Below are 20176 nucleotides of genomic sequence, written 5' to 3' on the forward strand. Positions count from 1 at the left end.
GGGGGGAGTGATGGGCTTGTCGGGACTGCGAAGGCTGCTGCAGAGCGTATTGCTGTGTTTGGCCATCGCCGCGACGACGGGGTCGGCGTGGGCCGGTCCCGCCCACGAACTGGTGCTGGGAAGGATCAGCGACGACCCGAAGTCTCACTATGCACAGCTGCAGCCCCTGCTGGATTACGTGATCCCGCGCATGCGCGATGTCGGCATTACCGAAGGCCGCATCCTGATGGCGCGGGACGCCCAGCAGATGGGCAGCTATCTGCGCCGCGGCCGGGTCGACTGGGTCACTGAAACCTCCGGCACCGCCGTCGCGCTGGGCCTGCGCAGCGGCGCCAGGCCGCTGCTGCTGACCGAACGCAGTGGCGTGCGGGAGTACCACACGGTGTTCTTCGTGCGCCGCGACAGCCCCATCCAGACCCTGGAAGATCTGCGCGGGCATACGCTGGCGCTGCAGAACGTGGCCTCCACCAGCGCCTACCTGGTGCCGGTGATGACGTTGTTGCAGCATGGCGAAACCCCGGAAATTCTGGCGTCGCTGGGCGACACGGCGGCACCGGACAGCGTGGGCTATGTGTTCGCGCGGTCCGAATCCAACATCGCCACCTTCGTCCACAAGGGCCTGGTCGATGCCGGGGCGGTGAGCAGCGTGGACTGGGCCGACGGCAAGCGTATCCCGGCCAACTTCGTGCGTGACTTCCGGGTCATCCACCGCACCGAGCCGTATCCACGCGCTGTGGAAATGGTGCGCGAAGGGCTCGACCCGCGGGTGCGTGACCGCCTGCAGGAGGTGCTGCTGGAGGCCGCCTCGGACCCGCAGGGACGCAGTGCATTGAACGTGTTTTTTGGTACCTCCGGGTTCCACCGGGTGGATGCACAGATGCAGCACCGGCTGGATGAATTGAAACAGGGCTTGACGCGCGTGCGGATGGAAGTGGAATGAGTCGGTTGGGTTCCGGAATGCAGGCAAAGTTCGTGCTGGCGATGAGCGGCGCGATGCTGGTGGTGGTGGCCATCGTGGCGGTGGTGCTGGGGCGTCAGGCGACGATGCAGGGCGAGGTCCAGCACCTCAGCGGCAACGTCATCCATGACCTGTTCGACCGCAGCGTGCGCAGCCGGGGTGAGGCCTTGGCGCGCGAGCTGTCCGATGCGCTGGCCAATCCGCTGTACTACAACGACCTGGAGCAGGTCGGCGCGCTGGTGCGCAACACCTCGCGGCAGCAGGTGGTGCGCTATGTGCTGGTGTTCGACGAGAACGGCCGGCTGATCCACGATGGCTCGGTGGACGTGCTCGAGTTCGGTCAGCCGATGCGCGATCCGCTGGCGAACGGTGCGGTCGGTGCGCGCGAGCTGGTCGTCCAGCAGTCGCCCAAGGTGCTCGACAACGCGATGCCGATCATGATCGGCAACCAGCGCATCGGCGGCGTCCGCGTGGGCATGGCGCTGGATGATGTCCAGGCGATGGAAAAGAAAGCCAACCAGACCCTGGGCGAGCGGCTGCAGCAGGTCGGCAAGCGGCATCTGGGCTGGCTGCTGCTGATGCTGGGACTGCTGGTCGGCATTGGCGCAGTGGTGATCATCTATGTGCAGCGCACGCTGGTCACCCCGATCCGCTGGCTGGCCGGTGCCGCCCGCCAGATCGAGGCGGGCGACTACAACCTGCAGATGCGCCAGAGTCATCGCCAGGATGAAGTCGGCGAGCTGGTGCGGGCGTTCGGCCGGATGAGCCAGGCCATCGCCCGGCATGACCGTGAAGTGCGGCACATGGCCTATACCGACGCGCTGACCGGTCTTACCAACCGTCTGGCCTTCCGTGAGGCGCTGGATCACCGGCTGATGGCCGCGCGTGCGTCCGGGCATCGCCTGGGGCTGCTGTTCGCCGACATGGATGACTTCAAGCGCGTCAATGACACGCTCGGCCATGAAGCCGGCGATGAAGCCCTGCTGCAGTTCGCCCAGCGCATCAGCGCCGCCGTCGCGCAGGCCGGAGGCGATGAGGCCTTGCTGGCGCGCTTCGGTGGCGATGAATTCGTGATCCTGATCGGTGAAGGTGATGTGGCCGCCCGCGCCCGCGAACTTGCCGAACTCCTGGTGCGCGAGCTGGGGCAGCCGCTGGTCGTGCAGGGCAGGGAGCTGTTCCTGGGCACCTCGATCGGTGTGACCCTGTTCCCGGACGATGCCGCCGATGCCACCACGCTGCTCAAGAACGGCGACATCGCGATGTACCAGGCCAAGATGGCCGGTAAAAACTGTTACCGCTACTACAGCCGCGCCATGGATCACGCCGTCGAGCGCCGCGTGCACATGGAGCAGGAGCTGCGCGGCGCCTGGGAGCGCGGCGAGCTGCGGCTGGCCTATCAGCCGATCTACCGGACCCGCGACCGTCGCATGGTTGGCGTGGAGGTGCTGCTGCGCTGGCAGCACCCGACCCTGGGCACGATTCCGCCTTCGGTGTTCATCGAAGTGGCCGAGCAGAGCGGCCTGATCGAAGTGATCGGTCCCAAGGTGCTGCGCGCCGCCTGTACCGAGGCGGTGCAGTGGCCGTCAGGTGCCGACGGCGAAGGCCTGTTCGTCTCGGTCAACGTGTCACCGCGCCAGCTGCGCGGTGGCGAACTGCCGACCCTGGTCGCCGACTGCCTGCGCGACACCGGGCTGCCGGCGTCGCGCCTGCATCTGGAGCTGACCGAAACGGCGGTGATCGGCGATGAAATGCTGGCCGCCGCATTGCTGGACAAGCTGCACCGGACGGGCGTGAAGGTCTGGCTGGATGATTTCGGCACCGGCTTCTCCGGCCTGAGCCACCTGCGCCAGGTGCCGGTGGACGGGGTCAAGATCGACAAGAGCTTCGTGGCCGACATGCAGCGTGACCCGGACGATCTGGCGTTGACCACGGCGATCATCGCCATGGCCCATGCGCTGGGGATCACCGTGGTGGCCGAAGGCATCGAGCAGGAAGTGCAGTTCGATCTGCTGGCCCAGCGCGGCTGCGACCTGGCCCAGGGCTACTGGTTGAGCCACCCGGTCAGCGCCACGGACGTGGTGCAGCTGCTCGAGGCCGGCAGCTGACGCTAGACCGGGCGCTTACTGCTGTCGCCGGAGATCTCGCGGACCAGCTTGGGGACCAGGTAGCCGGACAGGCGTGCGGTCAGCTGTGCATGCAGGTCCTTGGCGGTGTCGTCGGCCACTTCGAAATGGGCGACACCTTCGACCCGGTCCACCTGATACAGGTAATAGGGCAGTACGCCCGCCGCGAAACTGCGCTCGCTCAACGCCTGCAGCGCCTCGATCGAATCGTTGACCCCGCGCAGCAGCACGGCCTGGTTGAGCAGGGTGGCGCCGGCCGCGCGCAGGCGCGCCATCGCAGCGTCCACGGTCGCATCGAATTCGTTGGCGTGGTTGGCATGGATCACGAACGCCACCGGCCACGGCAGCAAGGCGATCCACTGCACCAGCTCCTCATCCACGCGCTCGGGCAGGACCACGGGCAGACGGCTGTGGATGCGCAGGCGGCGCAGGTGCGGAATCTGCTTGAGGGCCTGGGTCAGCTCCACCAGCTTGTGGGTCGCCAGCGACAGCGGGTCGCCGCCGGACAGGATCACCTCGTCGATGTCCGGGTCCTGCGCGATCGCATCGACCGCATCGCGCCAGCCTTCGCGGGCCGCGTTCTCGGTGCCGTAGTCGAAATGGCGGCGGAAACAGTACCGGCAGTTGATCGCGCAGCTGCCGGTGGTGACCAGCAGGGCACGGCCACGGTACTTCTGGATGACCCCGGTGGCCTTCTTGGCCGCGCCATCGCCGACCGCGTCCAGGCTGAAGCCGGGCACGACCTTCAGCTCGTCGGTGATCGGCAGGACCTGGCGGAGCAGGGGATCATGCCGGTCGCCATGGCGCATCCGCGCCGCGAAGCCCTGCGGCACGCGCACTGCGAACTGGCTGGCCGCCTCGTCAGAGACCCCCAGTGCCACCGGATCCAGCCCCAGCTGCCGAAGCAGCTCGCGGGGGTCGCGGATCGCCTCGCGCCACCGTTGCTGCCAGCGGACGGGGGCGGCCAGGGGCGTGGCGGAAAGCTGCATGGAATGGGGGCCTGCGGTTATCATGTGGGTCAGAAATATCGAGTCACCCCACCGGTGTCGGTGGGATTTCCCATTCTATCCGGCTCGCCGCGCCTGCGCGGCGTTTGCCCATTCAGGAGTTTCAGCATGGCCACTGTTGGCATGAACGATGTCAAGAACGGGATGAAGATCCTGATCAACAACGAACCGGCCGTCATCACTGAGACCGAGTACGTCAAGCCGGGCAAGGGCCAGGCCTTCACCCGCATGAAGTACCGCTTCATCAAGTCGGGCCGCGTGGTCGAAATGACCATGAAGGCGACCGATGACGTGGAGAAGGCCGATGTTGTCGATACCAACATGGACTTCATGTACAGCGATGGCGAGTTCTGGCACTTCATGGACCCGGAAACCTTCGAGCAGGTCCAGGCCACCAAGGCCGGCATGGGCGGTGCTGACAAGTGGCTGAAGGGCGAGGAAGTCTGCATCGTGACGCTGTGGAACGGCGAGCCGATCTTCGTGCAGCCGCCGAACTTCGTGGAACTGAAGATCACCGAAACCGATCCGGGCGTCCGTGGCGACACCTCGGGCGGCGGCGGCAAGCCGGCCACCCTGGAAACCGGCGCCGTGGTCCGCGTGCCGCTGTTCGTCAACCAGGATGAAATCATCAAGGTCGACACCCGCTCGGGCGAATACTCCGCACGCGCAGGCAAGTAATCCGGGTGCGCGGCAGCGCATTCGCGCTGGCGCTCCCACGATCCGCGCCGCGGATCGTGGGCCCAACTCACCAGCATCCACACCCCGCCGCTTCGCGGCCGCCCCTGACTCAGGGGCCAGTCCTCCAGAAGCATCGCGGTAGCCGTCCAGCATGGGACCGGTCTTCTGAAGGTTCGAGGTAGGCCCTGCCGTAGGCTGACCTGTTTCTCCAGCAAAGTGAGCCCGCATGACCGACACCGCCCGCATTCCCGAAGCCTGTGACCTGTTGATCGAAGCCGGTTACGTGGTCCCGATTGAACCGCATGCGGTGGTGCTGGAAGACCATGCCGTGGCCGTGCGTGGCAGTGAGATCATCGCGATCCTGCCGCGTGCGCAAGCGCGGGAGCGCTTTGCGCCCAAGCAGACCGTGTCCCGCCCGGACGCGGCACTGATGCCGGGTCTGGTCAACGCGCATACGCACAATCCCATGACCCTGCTGCGGGGCGTCGCCGACGACCTGCCGCTGATGGTCTGGCTGCAGCAGCACATCTGGCCGGTGGAAGCGGCGGTGATCGGCCCGGAGTTCGTGGCCGACGGCACCACCCTGGCGATCGCCGAGATGCTGCGCGGCGGTACCACCTGCGCCAACGAAAACTACTTCTTCTCCGACGTCCAGGCCGCCGTCTACAAGCAGCACGGGTTCCGTGCGCTGGTCGGTGCGGTGATCATCGATTTCCCGACCGCCTGGGCCAAGACCGATGACGAGTACTTCGCCAAGGCCGGCGAGCTTCACGACCAGTGGCGCAACGATCCGCTGATCGGCACCTCGTTCGCCCCGCACGCGCCGTACACCGTCAACGACGCGAACTTCGAACGCGTGCGCATGCTGTCCGACCAGCTGGACATGCAGGTGCACCTGCACACGCATGAAACCGCGCAGGAAATCAGCGACTCGATAAAGCTGCATGGCCAGCGTCCGCTGGCGCGTCTGGACCGGCTCGGCCTGGTCAACGACCGCCTGATCGCGGTGCACATGACCCAGCTGACCGAAGCCGAAATCCACCTGTGCGCCGAGCGCGGCGTCAGCGTGGTGCACTGCCCGGAATCCAACCTCAAGCTGGCCTCCGGGTTCTGCCCGGCCTGCGCGCTGCAGCGCGCAGGTGTGAACCTGGCGATCGGCACGGACGGCTGCGCCAGCAACAACGACCTGGACATGTTCAGCGAGAACCGCACCGCGGCGATCCTGGCCAAGGCCGTGGCCAACGACGCCACCGCGCTGGACGCGGCCACCACGCTGCGTGCGGCCACCCTGGGCGGCGCACGCGCGCTGGGTTTCGGTGACCGTATCGGCTCGATCGAGGTCGGCAAGCAGGCCGATCTGGTCTGCGTGGATCTCTCCGCGCTGGAAACCCAACCGCTGCACCATGTGCTCTCGCAGCTTGTCTACGCCGCCGGCCGCCACCAGGTCAGCGATGTCTGGATCGCCGGCCAGCCCAAGCTGGTCCAGCGCGAACTGGTCGGCATGGACACCGCCGCGATCGTCGCCAACGCCCGCCAGTGGCGCGAGCGTATCCGACACATCCGTGCTTGATGCATCAAGGATCCCCATGAACACCCCCCATGCTTCCACCAATTTCGATCAGGCCGAACTGGACAAGTTCGCCGCGCTCGCCAACCGCTGGTGGGACGTCGATGGCCCGCAGAAGCCGCTGCATGCGTTGAACCCGGTGCGCCTGCAGTACGTCGCCCAGCGCGTCACCCTGCGCGGCGCCCGCGTACTTGATATCGGCTGCGGTGGCGGCCTGCTCAGCGAAGCGCTGGCCAAGGAAGGCGCGGACGTCACCGCGATCGACCTGGCCCCGGAACTGGTCAAGGTCGCCCGCCTGCACGGGCTGGAGTCGGGCGTCACGGTCGACTACCGCGTGCAGGCCGCGGAAGACCTGGCCGCCGAACAGCCGGGCAGCTTCGATGTGGTGACCTGCATGGAAATGCTCGAGCATGTGCCGGACCCGGGCGCGATCATCGCCGCCTGCCACCGTCTGCTCAAGCCGGGCGGCCAGCTGTTCCTGTCGACCGTGAACCGCACCCCGGCCGCGTTCGCCGTGGCGATCGTCGGTGCCGAATACGTGGCGCGGCTGCTGCCCAAGGGCACGCACCACTACCAGGATTTCATCAAGCCGGCCGAGCTGGGCAAGTGGCTGCGTGAGGCTGATTTCAACCTGCGCGATGTCAGTGGCATGGCCTATGAGCCGTGGCGCAACCGTGCCCGCCTGAGCACGCGCACCGACATCAATTACCTGGCCCACGCGGTCAAGCCGGACGACGCGGCACGTGTCTGAGTTCAGTTTCCCGCCGGCGGTGCTGTTCGATCTGGACGGCACCCTGCTGGACAGCGCACCGGACATGCTGGCCACCGCCAACGCGATGCTGGCCGCGCGCGGGCGCGCGCCGATCACCCTGGGCGCGCTGCGCCCGGTGGTCTCCAAAGGCTCGCGTGCGATGGTCTCGGTAGCGTTTCCCGAGTTGGGGCAGGCCGAGCGTGATGCGCTGGTGCCGGAGTTCCTGGCGCGCTACGAAGGCCTGATCGGCCAGCATGCCGTGCTGTTCGATGGCATCGCCGGCATGCTCGACGCGCTCGATGCGGCCGGCTGCGCGTGGGGCATCGTCACCAACAAGCCCGAGTATCTGGCCCGGCTGATCGTGCCGCAGCTGGGCTGGGAACAGCGCTGCAAGGTGCTGATCGGCGGCGACACCCTGGCCCAGCGCAAGCCGCATCCACTGCCGCTGTTGGCCGCCGCCGAGCGCATGGGGATCGCCCCGGGCACCTGCATCTACGTGGGCGATGACGAGCGCGACATCGTCGCCGCCAACGCCGCGGGCATGGCCTCGGTCGCCGCGCTGTGGGGCTATCGGCTCGATGCCGACGATCCCATGGCCTGGGGCGCCGATACGCTGACCGCACGTCCCGAACACCTGCAACATGCCAAGGCGTGGCCGCTTCCGCGCACGCTCTAGCCTTTCAAGGAATACACCGTGAGTACTCCCAGCGCCCTGGACAGTTTCCTGGACAAGTGGCGGACCCGTTGGCCCGAGTGGCAGGTGGCCGAACGCTTCGTGCCCGAGAACCAGCGCACCCTGGTGGTGGCGTGGTTCTCGCTGCTGCAGGAGTTCGACGACATCCTCAATACTGCCGGCGACCCGATGCCCTCCGATGCCAAACTGGCGTGGTGGGGCGAAGAGCTGCGCAGCTGGTCCGCACAGCGCTCGCGCCATCCGCTGGGCCGCGTGCTCGAGCCGGTGCGCGCGCCGTGGGCGCAGCTGGCCGAGACGCTGCCGGATCTGATCGAAGCGCGTGCGGTGCCGGTCGATCCGGCGCAGGCGCTGCGCTCGCTGCAGGCGTATGCGGCCGCTGTGGCCGCGGTCGAGGCGGTGATGTTCGATACCCCGGCGCGTGGCGATGTCGCCACCCCGGTGCTGGTGCAGACCCTGGCCCAGCGCCTGCATGAGAGTGGCGTCGCGGCGATTCCGCGTTCGCTGCTGGCCGAGGATGACACTGCCGCGCCGGGCCGGTGGGCGCAGCAGCTGCTGGCCAAGTGGCCGGCCCGGGTTGCCGGCCCGCGTCCGCGCCGCCTGTACGCTGCGCTGGCCCGTGCCCGCCAGCAGACCTGGGCTCAGGACCGCCAGTACCAGGCCACGCCGATGCGGACGCTGTGGCTTACCTGGTGGGCTGCGCGAGGCTGAGCGTGCGTGCCGGCCAGCGGCCGGCACTCCGTTACTTGCCGCGTTCCAGCACCAGCAGCGGGTCGATGCGGGTATCGAACCAGTTCATGCCCCAGTGCAGATGCGGGCCGGTCGCGCGACCGGTCGCCCCGACAGCGGCGATCACCTGACCCTGCTCGACGCGGTCGCCGACGTTCACGTCGATGCGCGACAGGTGCAGGAAATTCGAACTGATCCCGAAGCCGTGATCCAGCAGCAGCGTGCCGCCGGTCAGATACAGGTCCGGGCCCGCGAAGGTGACCACCCCTGCCGCCGGTGCCTTCACCGGGGTGCCGGTGGGCACCGCGATGTCCATGCCGGAGTGGCCCGAACCGGGTTGGCCGTTATAGACGCGCGCATTGCCGAAGCGTCCGCTGATGCGGCCCTGCACCGGCCAGATGAAGGCCTGTGCGAAGTCGGCGCGATTGTCATCGCGGGCACGCGCGGCGGTGACCTGCGCCTGCTCACGCTTGATCCGCTCGGCAATCGCCGGCGGCGGATTGACCGTCTTCGGCGGCACGCCGTTGACGCGCTCGGTCGGCCAGTCGCGCGGGGTGACCGCGACACTGACCGTTTCACTGCCGCCGTCCGGGCGCGTCACCTGCACCTGCAGCGGACCTTTCTCATCGCGGCCGATACCGAACACCACGCTGCCGTACCCGCTCACGCGCAGGGTGCGGCCGCCGTACTTCACGACGCTGCCGGCCGGCACCTTGCCGATCACCATCGCGCCCTGCGAGGCGCTGGCCGGAAACACCACGCGCGCATCGGCCTGGGCCACGGCGGGCGAGGGCAGTAGACTGCCCATCGCCACGACGCCTGCGGCCGCCAGGGCCGCGCTCAACACCCGTGCCCGCATCAGCGGTCGAAGCTCATGCGCTGGCCGTTCGGCGAACCCACCAGCTTCTCGCCATCCCACGCCAGCTGCCCGTTGACCCAGGTCGAGGCGATGCGCGAACGGAAGGTGGTGCCCTCAAACGGCGACCAGCCGCACTTGGACAGCACGTCTTCGCGCTTGACGGTGAAGGGCACATCTTCGACCAGCACCAGATCGGCGAAGTAGCCTTCGCGCAGGTAGCCACGCTGACTGACGTCGAACAGCTGCGCCGGCGCGTGCGCGAACTTCTGCACGACCTGGGTGATCTCCAGCTTGCCTTCGTGCACCAGTTCCAGCGCGGCGACCAGCGCGTACTGCACCAGCGGCAGGCCGGACGGCGCCTGTGCATAGGGCTTCTGTTTTTCTTCCCAGGTGTGCGGCGCATGATCGGTGGCGAGTACGTCGATCACGTCATCGGCCACGGCGCGGGTCAGCGCTTCGCGGTCGCTGGCTTCCTTGATCGCCGGGTTGCACTTGATCAGGTTGCCCAACCGCGCGTAATCGCTGCGGTCGAAACGCAGGAAGTGGATGCAGGTCTCGGCGGTGATCTGCTTGCGGCTGCCATCGGCGCGGATCAGCGGGCCGCGCTCGAACAGGGCCAGCTCATCGGCGGTGGAGATGTGCAGCACATGCAGGCGGGTCCCGTGCTTCTTCGCCAGCGAGACGGCCAGCTCGGACGACTTCAGGCAGGCCTCGCGCGAGCGGATGTCCGGGTGCTGTTCGGCACTCAGGGAATCGCCGTACTTTTCGGCGTACTCCTTGGCCTTGGCATCGATCATCGGCGTGTCTTCGCAGTGCGTGATGATCGGCGTGGGCGCGTCGCGGAAGATCGCGTCGAGCGTTTCCGGGTTGTCGACCAGCATGTTGCCGGTGGAGGCACCCATGAACACCTTGATGCCCGGCGCGGTCTTGGGATCCAGCGACTGGATGTGGGCCAGGTTGTCGTTGCTGGCGCCCATGTAGAAGCCGTAGTTGGCGCGTGCGCGGCCGGCGGCGGCATCGTATTTGGACTGCAGGATCTCGGCGTTGAGCGTGGGCGGGTTGGTGTTGGGCATGTCCATGAAGCTGGTCAGGCCCCCGGCGACGGCCGCGGCCGATTCGGTCGCGATGTCGCCCTTGTGGGTCAAGCCGGGCTCACGGAAATGGACCTGGTCGTCGATCATGCCCGGCAGCAGCCAGCGGCCGGCGGCGTCGACCACGGTTTCGCCGGGGCGGGCCTCCAGGCCGGGACCGATCTGCGCGATGCGGCCATCTTCGATGCGCAGGTCACCCTGGGTGATGATGCCTTCGTTGACCAGGCGGGCGTTGACGATGAGCGTGGAGGACATTCAGTGTTTTCCTGTGCAGCGGCAGGTGGCGTCGTGCGCGGCGCGCGGTGGCACCTCGTCGATGCCACCGGGATGGAAGGGATGGCAGCGGCCCAGCCGGCGCGCGGCCAGCCAGCTGCCGCGCGCGGGGCCATGGGTGGCGATGGCTTGCATGGCGTATTCAGAACAGCTGGGCATGAAGCGGCAACGCGGCCCCAGCAGCGGGCTGATGAAGCGCTTGTAGAAGCGCAGCAGGGCGATGAGCAGGCGTGAGATCACCCCCCGATCTTATTCCAGTTGGCATGAAGGGCGCATTTGTCGCAGGATGGGGCGTTGGACCCGTCCGCACCCACGCGCGCGACGGGCCGCCCCGGCGGTGTCGCCGGGTCAGGTACCGAACTGCGCACGTTGGCCCGCCTGCCAGGCGGGCCGGTCGCACGCCTTGCGACTCCGGGGCTGAACGGAGTAGGCGGTGTGGTTGCTGCTGCTGGTCGGGTAGGCTATAAAGGCCCGCTTTCCCGGGCCCCGGGGAATCCAAGGAAGAGCGTTTCGTGGCTGCTAAAAAAACTGCAAAGAAGGCCGTCAAGGCCGCCAAGAAAACCGCCAAGCCTGTTGTAAAGAAGTTGGCGGCCAAGTCCGTTGCCAAAAAGCCGGCCGCCAAGCCGGCTGGCAAGCCTGCATCCAAACAACCGGCGGCCAGGACGGCACCCGTTAAAAAGGCGGCCAGCACGTCGCCGGCCAAGACCGTCAAGAAGGCTGTCGCCAAGAAGCCTGCTGCCAAGACGGTGGTGGCCAAGAAGACCGTCGCCAAGAAGGTCGTTGCCAAGAAGTCGACGGTCGCCAAGCCGGTTGCCACGCCCGCCAAGCGCGCGGCAGGCAAGCCGGTGAGCAAGGCGCCCGTCAGGAAAGCCGCTGCCAGCAAGACGGCAGCCAAGAAGACCGTGACGCCTGCTGTCGCCAAACCGGCGGCCAAGCCGGCACCGGCGAAGAAGACCGCAGTCAAGCAGGCACCGGCCACGCCGGCCAAGGCCAGCAAGACCGCCAGCAAGCCCGTGGCACCCAAGCCGGCCACCAAGCCGGTTGCAGCACCTGTAGTGAAGTCCGCACCGAAGCCGGCATCGCCGGCCCCGGCCAAGTCTGTCCCGGCCAAGAGCGCGGCCAAACCTGTTACCTCTCCGGCCTCCGCGCCGGCGCCGGTCGCAGCGGCCCCCGCCTCCAAGGCCCCGCAAAACAAGAATCCCGTGCCCGTTTCGAAATCGCCTGCAAAAACCCCCGCCAAGTCCGAGTCCGCCCCCAAGCCCGTGTCGCGTCCGGTCGGCAAGGTCGCCGTTGCCGTGGCAGCGCGCTCGTCCGCCCCGGCACCGCGCACCAAGGTCAAGGTGGTGGAATACAAGACTGACGAAGCCACCGGTCGTCCGATCCTGCCCGACGGTTACAAGCCGAGCGCGGAAGAGGAATACATGAGCCCGCTGCAGCTGGAGTATTTCCGCCAGCGCCTGCAGCACTGGCGCAATGATCTGGTGGAGGAATCCAAGCAGACCATCGCGAATCTGCAGGAAGAAGTGCGTGATATCGGCGATGAGGCCGAGCGCGCCACCCGCGAGACCGAGAACTCGCTGGAACTGCGTACCCGCGATCGTTATCGCAAGCTGATCGGCAAGATCAACAGCACGCTGAAGCGTCTGGAAGATGGCGATTACGGTTTCTGTGTGGATACGGGCGAAGAGATTGGCCTGGATCGTCTGGAAGCCCGCCTGACCGCTGAGCGCACGATCGATGCGCAGGAGCGTTGGGAGCATCTGCAGAAGCAGCAGGGCGACTGATCGCGCTGTTGCTTGTGCTGTTCTACGAAAAATCCGGCTTCGGCCGGGTTTTTTTTGGCTGTTCGCTTTTGGTTTGGTCGTTCGTGCAGGGCGCTGGCGCCTTGATGCCTCGTGCTTGGAGTGGGTCGGGCAGCCCTGTCCGGGACCCGCCGTGAACCCATCCATGGGGGCTCGTAGTGCGCCATCCATGGCGCACTACGGTCCCGGCCAGGGCTGCCCGACCCACTCCTGACAGGTTCATGGGTGGGCGGTTGGAAGGGCTGGCACTCCCGCTTCTGATACTATTTCGGCCGGCTGCAAGCGCTGGCTGGATCGTCGGGACATGCCGGGTGCTGGTCCGGATACGTGTCCCGCGCTTTGCGCGGCATCCACGCATGGCGTGGATCTACAGGCGTGCCGGGCACGCCACAAATTGTGCGGTCCGCAGTCCGCAGTCCATTTTCAGCCGACGCCGTAAACCGACACCGACGCCGTAGCACTGCCGAAGTCATAAGCGGCAACCGGTATGCCGTACGCCACCGGCCAGAAGCCAATAGCCAACAACCGGCGCCGTACGCCGTGAGTGATAAGCCGTGAGACGTCAGCTATCTGCTGTTCGCTGTTCGCCGTTTGCTCTTCGCCGTTAATCCCGCGCAAGCAACTCACTGTCCATGGGCGGACGGGTAGCGCAGTGAAGGACCGTGTGCGGCATGGATGCCGCACTACGAGCCCCCATGGATGGGTTCACGGCGGGTCCTGCACTGCGCTGCCCGGCCGCCCAACCCCAGGCATAAGCAGGCGCCGACTCACAGCCCCGGCAACCCAACCGCGCAGCGCCAGCCAATCGGCCAACGGGCCAAACGGCCAAACGGCCAACCAACTGATCAGCTGATCAGCCGATCAGCCAGGCAGGAAATCCATCAATGCAGATCGCGCAGATTCAACCGCCGCAGCGTCGGATTCTTCCAGGCCGTAATGCCCGCCACGCTCAACACCGCAAAGCCACCCAGCACCACCGCCGGGACCAGCCCCAACAGCTTGGCCATCGTGCCCGCATAGAACGCACCCAGCTCATTGGACGAACTGATGAAAATGCCATTGATCGACGACACCCGACCACGCATCTCCTCCGGCGTCGCCAACTGCAGAATCGTCGAACGCACCACCACCGACACACCGTCGAACGCACCGTAGAACAACAGGATTGCCGCCGACAGCCAGAAATTCGACGACAGCCCGAAACCGATCACGCACAGACCAAACCCGGCCACCGCGAACAACAGCACACGCCCCGCATTGCGCTGCAGCGGCCGACGCGCCAACCACAGCCCCACGCACACCGAGCCCAGCGCCGGCGCCGCGCGCAGCACGCCCAGCCCCTCCGGCCCATGGTGCAGGATTTCGTGCAGGAAGGCCGGCAGCATCGCCACCACCCCGCCGAGCAACACCGAGAACATGTCCAGCGCCATCGCCCCGACCATGATCCTGTTGCCCAGCACGAAACGGCCACCCTCGGCGATGCTCTTGAAGATCGGCGCCGCCGGACCGGTGTGCACCGGCTCGGAGACGCGCAGCGCCGCCAGGCAACCCAGCGCGATGAGCGACACGCCTACCGCCACGCCATAGGCCACGCCCTTGCCGCCCCACGCCACCAGTGCGCCGCCCAGTGCCGGGCCGACCACCATGCCGGTCTGGAAGACCACCGCGCCCAGTCCCGCGCCACGCGCGTACTGCGTGCGCTCCAGCACGCGGGCGAACAGTGCGTTGTAGATCGGCGAGAGGAACGCGCGGACCATGCCGGTCAGTGCGATCGCCGCATAGATCGGCCACACCCCGTGGAACGGCAGCCAGCCCTGGGCGACGGCGGTCAGCACCAATGCGGTCATCACCAGCCCGCTGCAGGCGACCATGCCCAGCCGGCGGCGGGGCAGGTGGTCGACCAGATAGCCGGCGAACGGCGCCACGCAGAAGAACGGGAGCACCTCGGCCAGGCCGACCAGGCCCAGCGAGAACGGATTGCGGGTGACTTCGTAGATATGCCAGCCGACCGTCACCGCAACGATCTGGTAGGAGAGCATCGCGAAGATGCGGTACGCCAGCACCAGCGAAAAGCCCGGGCGGGCCAGCAGCTGCAGGGCGCTGTCCGGCTCCTGCGGATCGGCGGAGAGCGTCACGACTGCGCTTGGGCGGTGTCGCGGATGAAGGCCAGCATCGCCGCCACGCCGTTGCTGCGGGTCGGCGAAAGGTGGCGCGACAGCCCGATGTCCTGGATGTAGCTCGGCTCGGTGCCCAGGATCTCGGCCGCCGAACGGCCCGAGTACACGCGCAGGGCCAGGTAGATCAGCCCGGAGACGATCGCCGAATCACTGATGGCGTGGAAACGCAGCGCCTCGGCATTGCCGTCCGGCACGATCCAGACCATGGACTGGCAGCCGAGCAGGCGGTGCTCCTCGGTTTTCCACTCCTCCGGGAAGGTGGGCAGTTTGCGGCCGAGGTCGATCAGGTACTGGTAGCGCTCGGACCAGTCACCGAAGAAGGCGAATTCCTCGGCGATGGCGGCCTGGGCTTCAGCAGCGGTGGGTTCGAGCGGGAACGGGGAGGTGGGGGTCATGGGGGCTCCGGGTCGGTGTTCGCCGTCCGTGGGTGACCGTGCAATTGCGGGGGAGGCAGCCTGGCCGTCCGTGGCCGGGGCGATGTCATGGCAATGCCCAGTGGATCGGGCGGTGTCGGGTAGCGCCCGACGGTCAGCCGGGCGGTCTTTCAGCGCTTGCGCGACCAGCGCACGCCTTGAGCGGTGTCTTCCAGCACGATGCCCTCGGCGGCCAACTGGTCGCGGATCGCATCGGCGCGGGCGAAGTCGCGGGCCTGCTTGGCAGCGGCGCGTTCGTCGATCAGGGCCTGGATGGCCGCATCGTCGTCGTTGCCGCCTGCGGTGCCAAACCAGGCCGCGGGATCCTGTTGCAGCAGGCCCAGCGCCAGGCCGGCACCGAGCAGCGCGGACTTCCAGTGCGCCTTGTCGGCGTCGGCAGCCTTGCGTGCCTCACCGGCGATACGGGCCAGTTCGGCCAGCGCCTGCGGCGTATTGAGGTCGTCATCCAGCGCGGCCTCGATCTCGGCCGGAATCAGGGCGGTGGCCTCCACCTCGACCAGGTCGCGCAGGGTGCCGTACAGCCGGTCCAGGGTGCGTACCGACTGCTCGATCAGCGCATCGGACCAGTCCAGCGGCTGCCGGTAGTGGGCCGACAGCAGCGCATAGCGCAGCGCCTCGGGGGCATGCTGGCGGACCAGATCGTGCACGCGCTCGATGTTGCCGATCGACTTGCTCATCTTGGCGCCGCCGAAGTTGAGCATGCCGTTGTGCAGCCAGAACCGGGCGAAGGTCTGCCCGCCATGTGCGCACTCGCTCTGGGCGATCTCGTTCTCGTGGTGCGGGAACTGCAGGTCCACGCCACCGGCATGGATATCGATGGTCGGCCCCAGGTGCGCGGCAGCCATCGCCGAGCACTCGATGTGCCAGCCCGGGCGGCCACGGCCCCAGGGCGATGCCCAGCCCGGCAGATCGTCGCTGGACGGCTTCCACAGCACGAAATCGCCCGGGTCGCGCTTGTACGGGGCGACATCCACGCGCGCACCGGCCAGCATCTCGTCCGGGTCACGGCGCGAGAGCTTGCCGTAGTCGGCGTAGGAGCTCACCGAGAACATCACGTGGCCTTCGGCCGCATAGGCGTGCCCGTTGGCGATCAGCTGCTCGATCATGGTGACGATGTGCGGGATGTGCGCGGTGGCTTCCGGCTCGATATCCGGCGGCACCACGCCCAGCGCGGCCATATCCTCGCGGTAGGCGGCGGCGAAGCGGTCGGTGATGGTGCTGATCGGGACCTGCTGCTCGCGTGCGGCCGTGTTGATCTTGTCATCCACGTCGGTGATGTTGCGGGCATAGCGCAGGCCGCCGAAGCGGCGCCGCAGCAGATCGGCCAAGACCCCGAACACCACCGGCCCACGGGCATTGCCGATGTGGACGTAGTTGTAGACCGTGGGGCCACACACATACAGGGTCGGACAGGTCGGATCGAGCGGAGTGAACGGTTCGAGCTGGCGTGTCAGGTTGTTGTGCAGGCGCAGGGTCATGAGGGTCTGGGGCGGGGATAAGCGGTCGATTTTAGAACGTGTCGGGGGCTTTGGGGGGATGTGGCCGGGGCGGGGCTGTCGGCGGGTATCTGACTGAAACGACACCGGTACACCTGTGGCGCTCGGGGCAACAGGCCCGCCGTTGCGGGCTTCCGGCCGGCGGCCCGGTCCGGACTATGGGCAGAAACGTCACGGACGGGTAATGTTCAGCCCCTTGTGCCTGCCACTGCCTACACTATCCCCCTTGTCCTTTTCCCTGTTGCCAATGAAATCCGCTTCGTTGTTGACGCTGGTCTGCGTGCTCGGAAGTGCCGCCTTCGGGGCGTGCGCCCAGGACAGTGAGGTGCGCAACCGGGTCGTGATCGTGGAGAACGTGAAGTTCGACTACGCCCAGGTGCTCAACGTGGAACCCATCTTCCAGACCCTGCGGGCGACCCGCACCGAGGAACACTGCGAGCCGGTCTCCACCCGCACCCTGGCACCGGTTAACGTCACCGGCGAGGAGCCGCAGGAAGACAAAGGCCGCTTCGGCCGTTTCATGGATTCGGTGCGCTCGATCTTCCGCCGGGAGGATGGCAGCACCGACGAGAGCGCCTATCAGGAGACCGTCGTGGTCGAGAAGCCGCCGGCCAACACCGGGCCGCTGCTGACCCGCGATTGCAAGATCATCCCGGTCGGCCGCGAGTTCCGCCGCCCGATCGCTTATGACGTGGACTATGTCTACAAGGGCACCAAGTACCGCTCCCGCCTGCCGGAAGACCCGGGCAACCGGCTCAAGATCCGGGTCTCGATCACCCCTTGGGTGGGCAACGAGCAGGCCGGTGGCGCCAACCCGTGACACCTTCCGTCGCCTCGCGGGCGACGCCTTGAACCTGAATTTCCATTCAGGCCTTGCACCCACCCCGGGTGCATGCAAAGATGGGCGGCCATGAAACTCACCGACTTCCAGCACGACACCAGCGCCGCCCGTATGGCTACGGGCATGACGTCGCGTGCCCGCCGACCGGAACCCCACATTTTCGCTGGGTAACCGGAGCTTCGTGCTGTCTGTTCGGAAAACCCAGCCCCCGCGCTGGGTTTTTTCGTTTCTACGATCTGAAAAGTTTCATCTGTATACGTTTTGTTGAGCCCTGAACGCGCCCCGGCGCCCCCAACCTCCGCCGGAAACGGTGGAAAACCAGCCGCAAAGGATCGATCGATGTCCCTGAAGCACTTCCTGAACACCCAGGATTGGAGCCGCACCGACCTGGATGCCCTGTTGACCCAGGCCGCGTTGTTCAAGCGCAACAAACTGGGCGACGAGCTCAAGGGCAAGTCGATTGCCCTGGTGTTCTTCAACCCCTCCATGCGTACCCGCACCAGCTTCGAGCTGGGCGCGTTCCAGCTGGGTGGCCACGCGATCGTGCTGCAGCCGGGCAAAGACGCCTGGCCGATCGAGTTCAACCTGGGCTCGGTGATGGACGGGGACACCGAGGAGCACATCGCCGAAGTGGCCAAGGTGCTGGGCCGCTATGTGGACCTGATCGGCGTGCGTGCCTTCCCGAAGTTCATCGACTGGACCAAAGACCGCGAAGACGAGGTGCTCAAGAGCTTCGCCAAGTACTCGCCGGTGCCGGTGATCAACATGGAAACCATCACCCACCCGTGCCAGGAGCTGGCCCATGTGATGGCGCTGCAGGAACACTTCGGTACCCAGGACCTGCGCGGCAAGAAGTACGTGCTGACCTGGACCTACCATCCCAAGCCGCTGAACACCGCCGTGGCCAACTCGGCACTGACCATCGCCACCCGCATGGGCATGGACGTGACCCTGCTGTGCCCGACCCCGGATTACATCCTGGATGAGCGCTACATGGGCTGGGCCGAGCAGAACGTCGCCGAGAGCGGCGGTTCGCTGCAGGTCAGCCATGACATCGCCAGCGCCTACGCCGGCGCGGACGTGGTGTACGCCAAGAGCTGGGGCGCGCTGCCGTTCTTCGGCAACTGGGAGCCGGAGAAGCCGATCCGCGACCAGTACAAGCACTTCATCGTCGACGAAGCCAAGATGGCGCTCACCAACAACGGTGTCTTCAGCCACTGCCTGCCGCTGCGCCGCAACGTGAAGGCGACCGACGGCGTGATGGATTCGGCGCAGTGCATCGCGATCGACGAAGCTGAAAACCGCCTGCACGTGCAGAAGGCGATCATGTCGGCGCTGATCGGCCGCTAATCGAACGAATCCAACGGTGCAGCCACGCATGGCGTGGCTCTACCGGCTCCAGAACGCAATCAATACCGCATTTCCAATTGGACCTGACCCCCATGAGCAAGAAAGACATCGTCCTGGCCTTCTCCGGCGGACTCGACACCAGCTTCTGCGTGCCCTACCTGCAGGAGCGCGGCTACAACGTGCACACCGTGTTCGCCGATACCGGCGGCGTGGATGACGAAGAGCGCGATTTCATCGAGCAGCGTGCCGCCGAGCTGGGCGTCACCACCCATGTCACCGTCGATGGTGGCCCGGCGATCTGGAGTGGCTTCGTCAAGCCGTTCGTGTGGGCCGGCGAAGGCTACCAGGGCCAGTACCCGCTGCTGGTCTCCGATCGCTACCTGATCGTGGATGCCGCGCTCAAGCGCGCCGCCGAACTGGGCACCAACATCATCGCCCACGGCTGCACCGGCATGGGCAACGACCAGGTCCGTTTCGATCTGGCCGTGAAGGCATTGGGCGATTACCAGATCGTCGCGCCGATCCGTGAAATCCAGAAGGAACACACCCAGACCCGCGCCTACGAGCAGAAGTACCTGGAAGAGCGTGGCTTCGGCGTGCGTGCCAAGCAGCAGGCCTACACGATCAACGAGAACCTGCTCGGCCTGACCATGTCCGGCGGCGAGATCGACCGTTGGGAAGCGCCGGGCGAGGGTGCCCGCGGCTGGTGCGCCCCGCGCAGCGAATGGCCAGTCGAGCCGCTCACCGTCACCCTGAAGTTCGTCGAAGGCGAAGCCGTCGAGCTGGACGGCAAAGCGCTGCCGGGTGAGCAGATCCTGGCCAAGCTCAACAAGCTGTTCGCCCCGTACGGCGTCGGCCGTGGCGTCTACACCGGTGACACCGTGATCGGCCTGAAGGGCCGCATCGTGTTCGAAGCCCCCGGCCTGGTCTCGCTGCTGGCCGCACACCGCGCGCTAGAAGATGCGGTGCTGACCAAGCAGCAGAACCGCTTCAAGCCGGACGTGGCACGCAAGTGGGTGGAGCTGGTGTACGAAGGCTTCTACCACGACCCGCTCAAGACCGACATCGAAGCCTTCCTGAAGTCCTCGCAGACCAAGGTCAACGGCGAAGTGGTGCTGGAAACCCGCGGTGGCCGTGTGGATGCCGTGGCCGTGAAGTCGCCGCACCTGCTCAATGCCAAGGGCGCCACCTATGCACAGTCGGCGGACTGGGGCGTGGAAGAAGCCGAAGGGTTCATCAAGCTGTTCGGCATGAGCTCGACGTTGTATGCGCAGGTGAATCGCTGATCGATTGATCGACGTGTCCGGCGGGTGCGCGCTACCCGCCGGGCGTTGAACCGGACCGAGACC

General features: G+C 66.7%; 18 protein-coding genes. 11 read left to right on the forward strand and 7 right to left on the reverse strand.

Translation table 11 applies throughout. From position 1 onward, the window contains the following. Window positions 1-16: 16 nt before the first annotated feature. The gene (locus tag EDF74_RS14380) at window positions 17-940 is read left to right on the forward strand and encodes a phosphate/phosphite/phosphonate ABC transporter substrate-binding protein (RefSeq protein ID WP_428999167.1); all 924 of its coding nucleotides are present in this window, start codon (window positions 17-19) and stop codon (window positions 938-940) included. Next, window positions 937-3063, forward strand: coding sequence for a putative bifunctional diguanylate cyclase/phosphodiesterase (locus tag EDF74_RS14385; RefSeq protein WP_123730706.1), 2127 nt, complete (start codon window positions 937-939; stop codon window positions 3061-3063). Before EDF74_RS14380 ends, EDF74_RS14385 begins: the two co-directional genes overlap by 4 nt. A gap of 2 nt (window positions 3064-3065) precedes the next feature. On the opposite strand, the gene epmB is transcribed toward EDF74_RS14385, so the two are convergent. Then, window positions 3066-4070, reverse strand: coding sequence for an EF-P beta-lysylation protein EpmB (gene epmB, locus EDF74_RS14390; protein WP_123730707.1), 1005 nt, complete (start codon window positions 4068-4070; stop codon window positions 3066-3068). 126 nt (window positions 4071-4196) lie between these two features. Between epmB and efp the strand changes: the two genes are divergently transcribed. The 5 genes from efp (at window position 4197) to EDF74_RS14415 (ending at window position 8486) form a co-directional block, all read left to right on the forward strand. After that, window positions 4197-4766, forward strand: a complete 570-nt coding sequence (efp, locus tag EDF74_RS14395; protein WP_123730708.1) for an elongation factor P — start codon at window positions 4197-4199, stop codon at window positions 4764-4766. A 226-nt stretch (window positions 4767-4992) separates the two neighbouring features. Then, a complete protein-coding gene (locus EDF74_RS14400; protein WP_123730709.1) occupies window positions 4993-6336 on the forward strand; it encodes a TRZ/ATZ family hydrolase in 1344 nt (447 codons plus the stop codon). Window positions 6337-6352: 16 nt separating this feature from the next. Next, window positions 6353-7084: a bifunctional 2-polyprenyl-6-hydroxyphenol methylase/3-demethylubiquinol 3-O-methyltransferase UbiG gene (gene ubiG / locus EDF74_RS14405; protein ID WP_121038225.1), complete on the forward strand. Its 732-nt coding sequence runs from the start codon at window positions 6353-6355 to the stop codon at window positions 7082-7084. After that, complete coding sequence (locus EDF74_RS14410) at window positions 7077-7760, forward strand: phosphoglycolate phosphatase (RefSeq protein ID WP_123730710.1); 684 nt, start codon at window positions 7077-7079, stop codon at window positions 7758-7760. The genes ubiG and EDF74_RS14410 overlap by 8 nt, the downstream gene beginning before the upstream one ends. A gap of 18 nt (window positions 7761-7778) precedes the next feature. Next, window positions 7779-8486: a squalene/phytoene synthase family protein gene (locus EDF74_RS14415; RefSeq protein WP_123730711.1), complete on the forward strand. Its 708-nt coding sequence runs from the start codon at window positions 7779-7781 to the stop codon at window positions 8484-8486. A 31-nt stretch (window positions 8487-8517) separates the two neighbouring features. Here the strand turns inward: EDF74_RS14415 and EDF74_RS14420 are convergent, their stop codons facing one another. The 3 genes from EDF74_RS14420 to yidD are packed head-to-tail and all read right to left on the reverse strand — an operon-like array spanning window position 8518 to window position 10967. Next, window positions 8518-9363: a M23 family metallopeptidase gene (locus EDF74_RS14420; RefSeq protein ID WP_184997249.1), complete on the reverse strand. Its 846-nt coding sequence runs from the start codon at window positions 9361-9363 to the stop codon at window positions 8518-8520. Then, window positions 9363-10709, reverse strand: a complete 1347-nt coding sequence (locus EDF74_RS14425; protein WP_123730713.1) for a dihydroorotase — start codon at window positions 10707-10709, stop codon at window positions 9363-9365. Before EDF74_RS14425 ends, EDF74_RS14420 begins: the two co-directional genes overlap by 1 nt. Further along, entirely contained in the window at window positions 10710-10967 is a 258-nt protein-coding gene (yidD, locus tag EDF74_RS14430) for a membrane protein insertion efficiency factor YidD (RefSeq protein WP_121038212.1), read from the reverse strand. It lies immediately after the preceding gene. Between the two features lie 506 nt (window positions 10968-11473). Here yidD and dksA point away from each other — a divergent pair. Continuing rightward, complete coding sequence (gene dksA / locus EDF74_RS14435; protein WP_428999174.1) at window positions 11474-12511, forward strand: RNA polymerase-binding protein DksA; 1038 nt, start codon at window positions 11474-11476, stop codon at window positions 12509-12511. 899 nt (window positions 12512-13410) lie between these two features. Here dksA and EDF74_RS14440 read toward each other — a convergent pair. The 3 genes from EDF74_RS14440 to cysS all read right to left on the reverse strand — a co-directional run bounded on the left by EDF74_RS14440 (window position 13411) and on the right by cysS (window position 16618). Then, window positions 13411-14664, reverse strand: a complete 1254-nt coding sequence (locus tag EDF74_RS14440; RefSeq protein ID WP_123730715.1) for an MFS transporter — start codon at window positions 14662-14664, stop codon at window positions 13411-13413. Next, window positions 14661-15101 (reverse strand): SufE family protein, encoded by a 441-nt coding sequence (locus EDF74_RS14445; protein WP_123730716.1) that lies wholly within the window; start codon window positions 15099-15101, stop codon window positions 14661-14663. Before EDF74_RS14445 ends, EDF74_RS14440 begins: the two co-directional genes overlap by 4 nt. Window positions 15102-15250: 149 nt before the next feature. Then, entirely contained in the window at window positions 15251-16618 is a 1368-nt protein-coding gene (gene cysS / locus EDF74_RS14450) for a cysteine--tRNA ligase (RefSeq protein ID WP_123730717.1), read from the reverse strand. A 265-nt stretch (window positions 16619-16883) separates the two neighbouring features. Between cysS and EDF74_RS14455 the strand changes: the two genes are divergently transcribed. The 3 genes from EDF74_RS14455 to EDF74_RS14465 all read left to right on the forward strand — a co-directional run bounded on the left by EDF74_RS14455 (window position 16884) and on the right by EDF74_RS14465 (window position 20113). Then, window positions 16884-17456 carry a hypothetical protein gene (locus EDF74_RS14455; protein ID WP_123730718.1) on the forward strand — a complete coding sequence of 191 codons (573 nt, stop codon included), beginning with the start codon at window positions 16884-16886 and terminating at the stop codon, window positions 17454-17456. 360 nt (window positions 17457-17816) lie between these two features. Beyond that, window positions 17817-18827 (forward strand): N-acetylornithine carbamoyltransferase, encoded by a 1011-nt coding sequence (locus EDF74_RS14460; protein ID WP_123730719.1) that lies wholly within the window; start codon window positions 17817-17819, stop codon window positions 18825-18827. Between the two features lie 92 nt (window positions 18828-18919). Beyond that, the gene (locus tag EDF74_RS14465) at window positions 18920-20113 is read left to right on the forward strand and encodes an argininosuccinate synthase (protein WP_123730720.1); all 1194 of its coding nucleotides are present in this window, start codon (window positions 18920-18922) and stop codon (window positions 20111-20113) included. The last annotated feature ends 63 nt before the right edge of the window (window positions 20114-20176 follow it).

This window comes from Stenotrophomonas rhizophila, assembly GCF_003751305.1.
Classification (GTDB): Bacteria; Pseudomonadota; Gammaproteobacteria; order Xanthomonadales; family Xanthomonadaceae; genus Stenotrophomonas; species Stenotrophomonas rhizophila_B.

Coding starts and splice junctions, on each gene's coding strand:
- EDF74_RS14425 (WP_123730713.1), bottom strand. CDS start 10,709: ATGTCCTCCACGCTCATCGTCAACGCCCGCCTGGTCAACGAAGGCATC.
- epmB (WP_123730707.1), bottom strand. CDS start 4,070: ATGCAGCTTTCCGCCACGCCCCTGGCCGCCCCCGTCCGCTGGCAGCAA.
- cysS (WP_123730717.1), bottom strand. CDS start 16,618: ATGACCCTGCGCCTGCACAACAACCTGACACGCCAGCTCGAACCGTTC.
- EDF74_RS14400 (WP_123730709.1), top strand. CDS start 4,993: ATGACCGACACCGCCCGCATTCCCGAAGCCTGTGACCTGTTGATCGAA.
- EDF74_RS14385 (WP_123730706.1), top strand. CDS start 937: ATGAGTCGGTTGGGTTCCGGAATGCAGGCAAAGTTCGTGCTGGCGATG.
- EDF74_RS14420 (WP_184997249.1), bottom strand. CDS start 9,363: ATGCGGGCACGGGTGTTGAGCGCGGCCCTGGCGGCCGCAGGCGTCGTG.
- EDF74_RS14445 (WP_123730716.1), bottom strand. CDS start 15,101: ATGACCCCCACCTCCCCGTTCCCGCTCGAACCCACCGCTGCTGAAGCC.
- efp (WP_123730708.1), top strand. CDS start 4,197: ATGGCCACTGTTGGCATGAACGATGTCAAGAACGGGATGAAGATCCTG.
- EDF74_RS14460 (WP_123730719.1), top strand. CDS start 17,817: ATGTCCCTGAAGCACTTCCTGAACACCCAGGATTGGAGCCGCACCGAC.
- EDF74_RS14465 (WP_123730720.1), top strand. CDS start 18,920: ATGAGCAAGAAAGACATCGTCCTGGCCTTCTCCGGCGGACTCGACACC.
- EDF74_RS14455 (WP_123730718.1), top strand. CDS start 16,884: ATGAAATCCGCTTCGTTGTTGACGCTGGTCTGCGTGCTCGGAAGTGCC.
- ubiG (WP_121038225.1), top strand. CDS start 6,353: ATGAACACCCCCCATGCTTCCACCAATTTCGATCAGGCCGAACTGGAC.